Annotated in this window: 5 protein-coding genes; all 5 read right to left on the reverse strand. The window is 71.7% G+C overall.

The features are described 5' to 3' along the window. Positions 1 to 89: 89 nt before the first annotated feature. Positions 90 to 2,471, reverse strand: coding sequence for a malto-oligosyltrehalose synthase (treY, locus tag AB0N73_RS16165; protein ID WP_363565363.1), 2,382 nt, complete (start codon positions 2,469 to 2,471; stop codon positions 90 to 92). Between the two features lies 1 nt (position 2,472). Continuing rightward, entirely contained in the window at positions 2,473 to 4,686 is a 2,214-nt protein-coding gene (gene glgX / locus AB0N73_RS16170) for a glycogen debranching protein GlgX (RefSeq protein WP_363565365.1), read from the reverse strand. A 175-nt stretch (positions 4,687 to 4,861) separates the two neighbouring features. Next, a complete protein-coding gene (locus AB0N73_RS16175) occupies positions 4,862 to 5,350 on the reverse strand; it encodes a glutaminase (protein WP_363565367.1) in 489 nt (162 codons plus the stop codon). 21 nt (positions 5,351 to 5,371) lie between these two features. Next, positions 5,372 to 6,064 carry a GTP pyrophosphokinase family protein gene (locus AB0N73_RS16180; protein ID WP_363565369.1) on the reverse strand — a complete coding sequence of 231 codons (693 nt, stop codon included), beginning with the start codon at positions 6,062 to 6,064 and terminating at the stop codon, positions 5,372 to 5,374. A 253-nt stretch (positions 6,065 to 6,317) separates the two neighbouring features. Beyond that, positions 6,318 to 7,622 carry a xylulokinase gene (gene xylB, locus AB0N73_RS16185; RefSeq protein ID WP_363565371.1) on the reverse strand — a complete coding sequence of 435 codons (1,305 nt, stop codon included), beginning with the start codon at positions 7,620 to 7,622 and terminating at the stop codon, positions 6,318 to 6,320. Positions 7,623 to 7,712: the final 90 nt, after the last annotated feature.

A 7,712-nucleotide genomic window follows, 5' to 3' on the forward strand; every position in this document is an offset into this window, starting at 1 on the left:
GGATCTGCGCTCGACGACGGGGTATGCGCTCGGCGGTCGTGCTCATGCGGATGCGGAGGAGGAGGGGGCGGAGGGGGAGGCGGGCGTGCTCATGCGGATGCCGCGGGGGCGGGGGTGAGGAGGGCCACCGGGTAGTCGCGCAGCAGGTCGGCGAGGCGCAGCTCGGGGCCGTGGAACGTGCGCCCGGTGAGCACGTCGACGAGGGGCTCGGATGCGACGAGCAGGGCGGTGTCGCCCCATCCACCGCGCGCCGCGAGCGCCACCGGCAACCGCGTGGCGACGGCGATCGCGCCGCCGCGATCGGCCGAGACGACATGGTCGGATGCGTCACCTACCGCGGTCATCGGTGCGTAGCGCGTGAACAGCTCGGGGCGATCCCGCCGCAGCCGCAGCGCGCGCGACACCACGAGGAGCTTCGCGGCGCCGGTCGCATCGATCGAGGGCAGCTGCCTCTGCGGAGCACCGCGGTCGAGCTCGGCCAGCATCCGCGCCCGCAGCGCGATGTCGACGGGGCGACGGTTGTCGGGGTCGACGAGCGACTGCTCCCAGAGCTCGGAGCCCTGGTACACGTCGGGCACCCCCGGGCCGGTGAGCTGCAGGAGCTTGGCCGACAACGAGTTCGACCACCCGAAGGGGGCGATCTCGGCCACGAGGTCTTCGACGATCGGCCGCGCGTCACCGAACGCCGCATCGACGACGGCGTGCATCCGCTCCTCGAAGTCGGCATCCGGGTCGAGCCAGCCGGTGCGCTCCCCCGCCTCGCGCGCCGCCTTCTCGGCGTACGCGTGCAAGCGGTCGGCGCTCGCGGGCCAGGCACCCACGATCGCTTGCCACAGCAGCGCGTCGAAGGGCCCGTCGCCCGTCGACGCGACCGCGCGGAGCGCGTCGAGCGCATCCGCCCAGCGCTCGGGCAGCTCGGCGAGCACGTCGAGTCGCGCCCGCACATCCTCGCCGCGCTTGGTGTCGTGCGTCGACAGGGTCGTGAGGGCGTGAGGCCAGGACGCCTGCCGGCGGATCTGCGCCGCGTGGAAGTCGTCGACCGACAGCGCGAACTGGGCCGGGTCGCCGCCGACCTCCGTCAGCGAGCCCAGCCGCGTGTAGCGATAGAAGGCGGTGTCCTCGACGCCCTTGGCCATGACCGGACCGGCGGTCTGCGCGAAGCGCTGAGCCAGCTCGCTCGAGCCGTCGGTCAGCAGGGGCAGGAGCTCGTCGATCGTCGCGCGGAGGTCGGGCCGGCGGGCCGACGCATCGGCCGCCGCCGCTGCGAAGAGTGCGCGTCCGGCCGGGAGGTAGGCGCGGTAGGTCGGGAAGCAGGCCAGCAGCTCGGCGAGCGCATCGGCGGCGTGCGCGATCGGATGCGGAAGCAGCCGCACCAGGCGCGCGACCTCGGAGGCCTGGATGGTGTCGGCCACGGTGCGCTTCGTGCCGTGGATGAGGTCGGCCCAGTCCGGAGCCGACGGCACCTGCGACTCGATGCGCAGCTGTGCATCGAGGGCGTCGAGCCCCGCCCGGCCCGCGGGGTCGACCAGCACCCGCTCGATCTCGCCGAGCGCGTCGTAGCCCGTCGTGCCGACGGTCTTCCACCAGGAGGGCAGCGCCTCGCCGTGCTCCAGGATCTTCTCGACCCACACCGGCAGCCCGCCGCTGGCCGCCGCGAGCCGTTCCAGGTACCCGCCGGGGTCGCGGAGGCCATCGGGGTGGTCCACCCGTAGCCCGTCGACGAGACCCTCGCGCACCCACCGGAGGATCTCGGCGTGGGCCTGGTCGAAGACCGCCGGATCCTCCACCCGCACCGCGGCGAGGGTGGTGACAGCGAAGAAGCGCCGGTAGTTCAGCTGATCCGCCTCGTCGCGCCAGAACCGCAGCTCCCAGTGCTGCCGGTCGAGCACGCGGCGGATGTCGTCGGCCGACGCGGATGCGGCATCCACGCCCTCGAGCGAGCCGGGCGCGAGCGGCAGCACGTGGTCGAAGTACCGCAGCACCCCGTCGGGGGCGTCGGCGGCGGCGACCGCATCCAGCCGCAGGTCGCCGCGCACCTCGTCGAGCGGCGCACCGAGGATCGGCACCCGCACGCGGTCGTCGCCGAACGCCCAGTCGACGTCGAACGCGTCGGCGTAGCGGGACGTGCGCCCGAGGCGCAGGAGATCCCACCACCAGGGGTTCTCGCGCGGCACGGCGACGCCCATGTGGTTCGGCACGATGTCGACGAGCACGCCGAGACCGGCCTCGTGCGCCGCGGTCGACGCGCGCGCGAGTCCTGCGCCGCCCCCGCGGGCCGGGTCCACCCGGCTCGGGTCGACGACGTCGTAGCCGTGGTCCGACCCGGTCGTCGCCTGCAGGAGCGGCGAGAGGTAGACCCACGAGACCCCAAGGTCACGCAGGTACGGAACGGCCGCGGCGGCCGCATCCAGATCGAACGACGGCCGGATCTGCAGCCGGTAGGTGGACGACGGCGCCGCGAACCCGCTCATCTCAGCGCGCCACCTCGGCCTTGGGAGCCGCACCCGGCACCTCGTCGATCGCCGTGGTCAGCCCCTGCGTGAGCGACGACGACACCGAGTGGTCGACCTCGGACTCGGGTTCGCGGTGCTCGCGCAGCACGATGAGCGACTTCGGCTCGACCGGGAGGGTCTCCCCCGGCGCCACCGGCTCGGTGTTGGCCCGGTTGCCGGCGGTGTCGACGAGCACATCCCACTGGGGCGAGAAGTCCACATCCGGCATCGAGAAGTCGACCGGCTCGTCGCCGGCGTTGAAGAGCACCGTGAAGTGCGCGTCGGTGATCTGCTCACCGCGACGGTCGCGCTCGCGGATGCCGTTGCCGTTGAGGAACACCCCGACCGCGCGGCCGAAGCCCGAGTCCCAGTCGTCGGGCTGCATGGGCGTGCCGTCCGGGCGCAGCCACACGATGTCGGGCACGGGGGCGTCCTGCTCGCGCAGAGCCGGCCGGCCGTCGAAGAACCGACTGCGCCGGAACGTCGGGTGGTCGCGCCGCAGCCGGGCGAGCGCCGCGGTGAAGTCCACGAGCTGCTGGTCGACGTTCTCCCAGTCGACCCAGGTGATCTCGTTGTCCTGCGCGTATCCGTTGTTGTTGCCGCCCTGCGTGCGCCCGAGCTCGTCGCCGTGCAGCAGCATCGGCACGCCCTGGCTGAGCAGCAGGGTGGCGATGAAGTTGCGCTGCTGCCGCGAGCGCCGCACGAGGACGGCGGGGTCGTCGGTCGGACCCTCGACGCCGTTGTTGGAGGAGCGGTTGTGCGACTCGCCGTCGTTGCCGTCCTCGCCGTTGGCGTCGTTGTGCTTCTCGTTGTACGACACGAGGTCGCGGAGCGTGAAGCCGTCGTGCGCGGTGACGAAGTTCACCGACGCGACCGGGCGCCGGCCCGAGTTCTCATAGAGGTCGGCCGACCCCGTGAGGCGGGAGGCGAACTCGCCGAGGGTGGACGGCTCGCCGCGCCAGAAGTCGCGCACGGTGTCGCGGTACTTGCCGTTCCATTCGGTCCACTGCGGCGGGAAGTTGCCCACCTGGTACCCGCCGGGGCCGACGTCCCACGGCTCGGCGATGAGCTTGACCTGCGAGACCACCGGATCCTGCTGCACGAGCTCGAAGAAGGCGGCGAGCCGATCGACGTCGTAGAACTCGCGCGCGAGGGTCGCCGCCAGGTCGAACCGGAATCCGTCGACGTGCATCTCGAGCACCCAGTACCGCAGCGAGTCCATGATCAGCTGCAGCGCGTGCGGGTTGCCGACGTTCAGGCTGTTGCCCGTGCCGGTGTAGTCGGTGTAGTAGCGCTTGTCGTCGTCTTCGAGCCGGTAGTACGCCTCGTTGTCGATGCCGCGCATCGAGAGGGTCGGGCCCATGTGGTTGCCCTCGGCGGTGTGGTTGTAGACCACATCCAGGATGACCTCGATGCCGGCGGCGTGGAGGGCCCGCACCATCCCCTTGAACTCCTGCACCTGCTGGCCGCGCTGGCCGGTGGAGGAGTAGGTGTTCTGCGGGGCGAGGAACGCGATCGTGTTGTAGCCCCAGTAGTTCGACAGCCCCTTCTGCTCGAGGGTGTCGTCGTTGACGAACTGGTGCACCGGCATCAGCTCGATCGCGGTCACGCCCAGGCGCTTGAGGTGCTCGATGATGACGGGATGCGCGATGGCGCTGTACGTGCCGCGGATCTCCTCGGGGATGCCGGGATGACGCTCGGTCAAGCCCTTCACGTGCGCCTCGTAGATGAAGCTCTCGGAATAGGGCGTCTTCGGCAGCCGGTCTCCGCCCCAGTCGAAGAAGGGGTTCACGACGACGCCCTTCATCATGTGCGTCGCCGAGTCGTCGTCGTTGTGCCCATCCGGGTCGCCGAACGGGTAGGAGAAGACGGCCTGATCCCACTCGACCTGACCGTCGACGGCCTTGGCGTACGGGTCGAGCAGCAGCTTGCTGGCGTTGAAGCGCTGACCGTTCGCGGGGTCGTACGGGCCGTGCACCCGGTAGCCGTAGCGCTGGCCCGGCGCGATGTTGGGCAGGTACGCGTGCCAGACGAAGGCGTCGACGTCGATCAGCTCGATACGGGTCTCGACGTCGTCATCGTCGAAGAGGCAGAGCTCCACGCGCTCGGCGCCCTCGCTGAAGAGCGCGAAGTTGGTGCCGTTGCCGTCGAAGGTCGCCCCCAACGGATATGCCGATCCTGGCCAGGTCTTCACGGCGTGCCCTTCCGTCGCGGAATCCCCGTCGCCGGGAAGGGATCTCACACTAGTGGAGTCGGGCATCGGGGACGTATCGGTCATCGTCCGAGCATTTCTCATGCGACGGATCACGCCCGAGGGATTGACGCGGACCCCGTGGAGGGTTCGGTCCGAGACGAGCGGTCGCGGTCGCTCAGGAGGCGCCCGCGGGAGGATCGCGCAGCAGCGCCACCCGCTCGGCGAGATAGCTCCGCAGCGGCTGCCATCCGCCGCCGGCGCTCCAGCGCACCACGGGCTCGTCGCCGTCGAGACGGAGCGGGCCGGAGGGGGCGCCCGCGGCGAGCGGCGCCTCGTCGATCGGCTCCCACCCGAGGTGCAGTGTCGCGCCCTCCGGGTAGCCGCCGCGGAACGCCGCCGCGGCGACCTCGGCGCGCGAGCGCTGCGACTCGGCCGCGAAACCCCGCCGCACGTCCTCACGCGAGCGCACCACGTCGCCCGTCGCCCACACCTCGTCCTCGCCCAGCAGCAGCACGCCCAGGTGCCACGCGGAGCCGACCGGCACGAGTCGCGGGGCACGTGGGATGCCCAGCACGCGGGGCCGGTGCCAGGCGGCGAGGGATTCGCGCGGGGCGTCGCTCAGATCGCGCCTGGCCGCATCCCACAGCTCATCGAGCACCCGCATGCCGCGAGCCTAGCCGCGGCCTCAGACGCGGATGACGCCGTGCGGCAGGATCGAGCCGGGGTCGCCGTGGATCTCGCGATGCAGGCGTTCCATGCGCTCATCCAGCGCGGATGCGGTCTCCGCCGCCTCCTTGAGGCTGTCGAGCAGCCCTTCCGGCACCTGCCGGGCGTACTTGTAGTAGATCTTGTGCTCGAGGCTCGCCCAGAAGTCCATCGCGATCGTGCGGAACTGCACCTCGACGGGCACGCGGACGGGGCCGGTGGAGAGGAAGACCGGCACCTCGACGATGACGTGAAGGCTCTTGTACCCGTTCTCCTTGGGGTGGGCGATGTAGTCCTTCACCGTGAGCACGGTGACGTCGTCCTGCTGGGTGAGCAGGTCGAAGAGGCGGTAGGCGTCGGTGGTGAAGCTGCAGGTCACCCGCACGCCCGCGATGTCGGTGATGTGCTCGCGGATCGTCGCGAAGTCGGAGTCGAGCCCCTTTCGCGTCACCTTCTCGACGAGGCTGTCGGGCGACTTGACCCGACTCGACACGTGCTCGATCGGGTTGTAGTCGTGCATGTGCAGGAACTCGTCGCGGAGGATCGAGATCTTCGTCTCGATCTCCTGCATCCCGAACCGGTACTCCAGGAGGAACCGCTGCAGTTCGTCGCGCACCTCCCGCAACTGCGCCGCCGAGACCGTGATCTGCTGCTCCGAGAGCGGGACCTTCATGCCTTCGACGGTATGGCCTGCGGCTCGGCACCGGCTGTGAACACGCTTGCGAGGGCCGGTCGGGACGGCTGTTGTGCGCTGCGCGCAACAGCCGACGCGCACAACGGCGGAGATGCGACCCGACACTCCGGCTTCTGGCCTGTTTCACCGGGGTGTTGCGGGGCATCTCCGCCGTTGTGCTGCGGCGTGGTCCGCCGTTGTGCTGCAGCGTGGTCCGCCGTTGTGCCGGACGACGGCCGGGCGTGCGGTGCGGTCAGGCGCCGAGCAGTCGGGCGGCCTGGCGCGCGGCGCCGAGCGCGACGTACTCGCCGGGTTCGGGTACCTCCACCGGCATCCCGAACACTGCGGGGGCGATCGTGCGGACGGCGGGCGACTGCGCGGCGCCGCCGATCAGCAACACGCGCTCGAGGGGAACGCCCACCCCACGGAGGGCCTCCAGCCCCGCTCCGAGTCCCGACAGCATCCCCTCGACCGCGGCGCGGGCCAGATTCTCGCGCGTCGTCGAGGCGAGCGTCATCCCGAGCAGGGATGCGGTGGCGTCGGGCAGGTTCGGCGTGCGCTCGCCCTCGAAGTAGGGCACGAGACGCAGCCCGCCGGCACCGGGTTCGGCCGCGAGCGCGAGGTCGCTGAGCGCGGCGTGGTCGACGCCGAGGAGCCGGGCGATCGCATCCAGCACGCGCGCCGCGTTGAGGGTCACGACGATGGGGAGGAAGTGTCCGTCCGCGTCGGCGAAGCCCGCGACCGTGCCCGACGCATCCACCGTCCGCTCGGCGCTCACCGCGAAGACCGTGCCGCTCGTGCCGATCGACACGATGGCGTCGCCGGGGCGCGCACCGACCCCGAGCGCCGCGCCGGCGTTGTCACCGGCGCCGGGGCCTACCCGGCGGCCGTCCGGGTCGGTCACGCTCTCGCGCGGGCCGAGGACCCGCGGCAGAACCGCGTCCCGTCCGAGCGCGGCGACGACGAGCTCGCGGTCGTAGCCCCCGGTCTCCGGCGACCAGTAGCCGGTGCCCGAGGCATCCGAGCGGTCGGTGACGAGCTCCTCGAGCACGGGACCCAGCGCGCTCTCGCCGGCGGGTCCGTAGCCCCGCAGGCGCCAGGTGAGCCAGTCGTGGGGCAGCGCGACCGCCGCCACGCGCCGGGCGTTGTCGGGCTCGTGGTCGCGCAGCCAGCGCAGCTTGGTGATCGTGAACGACGCCACCGGCACGAGCCCAGTGCGCCGGGCCAGTGTCTCGGCACCGAACTCGGCGGTGAGTTCCGCCGCGGCCGCGCCCGAGCGCGTGTCGTTCCACAGCAGCGCCGGGCGGATGACCCGGCCCGCCGCATCCAGCGCGACCATTCCGTGCTGCTGGCCGCCGATCGACCACGCGGCCACGTCGTCCAGGCCACCGGCCGCCGCGATCGCGCTCTCGAGGGCCGTCCACCACGCCGCCGGGTCGACCTCGGTGCCGTCCGGATGCGGCGCGCGCCCCTCGCGGACGACGTTCCCGCTCTCGGTGTCGACGATCACGACCTTGCACGACTGCGTCGACGAATCCACTCCCATGACCCGAGCCATGACGTCTCCTCCTTCTCAGAACCGCGAGACAGCAACCCGGCGCCGAGACCGCGGGGGTAAACCCCCGGCACCGCGCCGAAGTTCGGGGGC

The organism is Microbacterium sp. NPDC089189 (assembly GCF_040685095.1).
Taxonomy (GTDB): Bacteria; Actinomycetota; Actinomycetes; order Actinomycetales; family Microbacteriaceae; genus Microbacterium.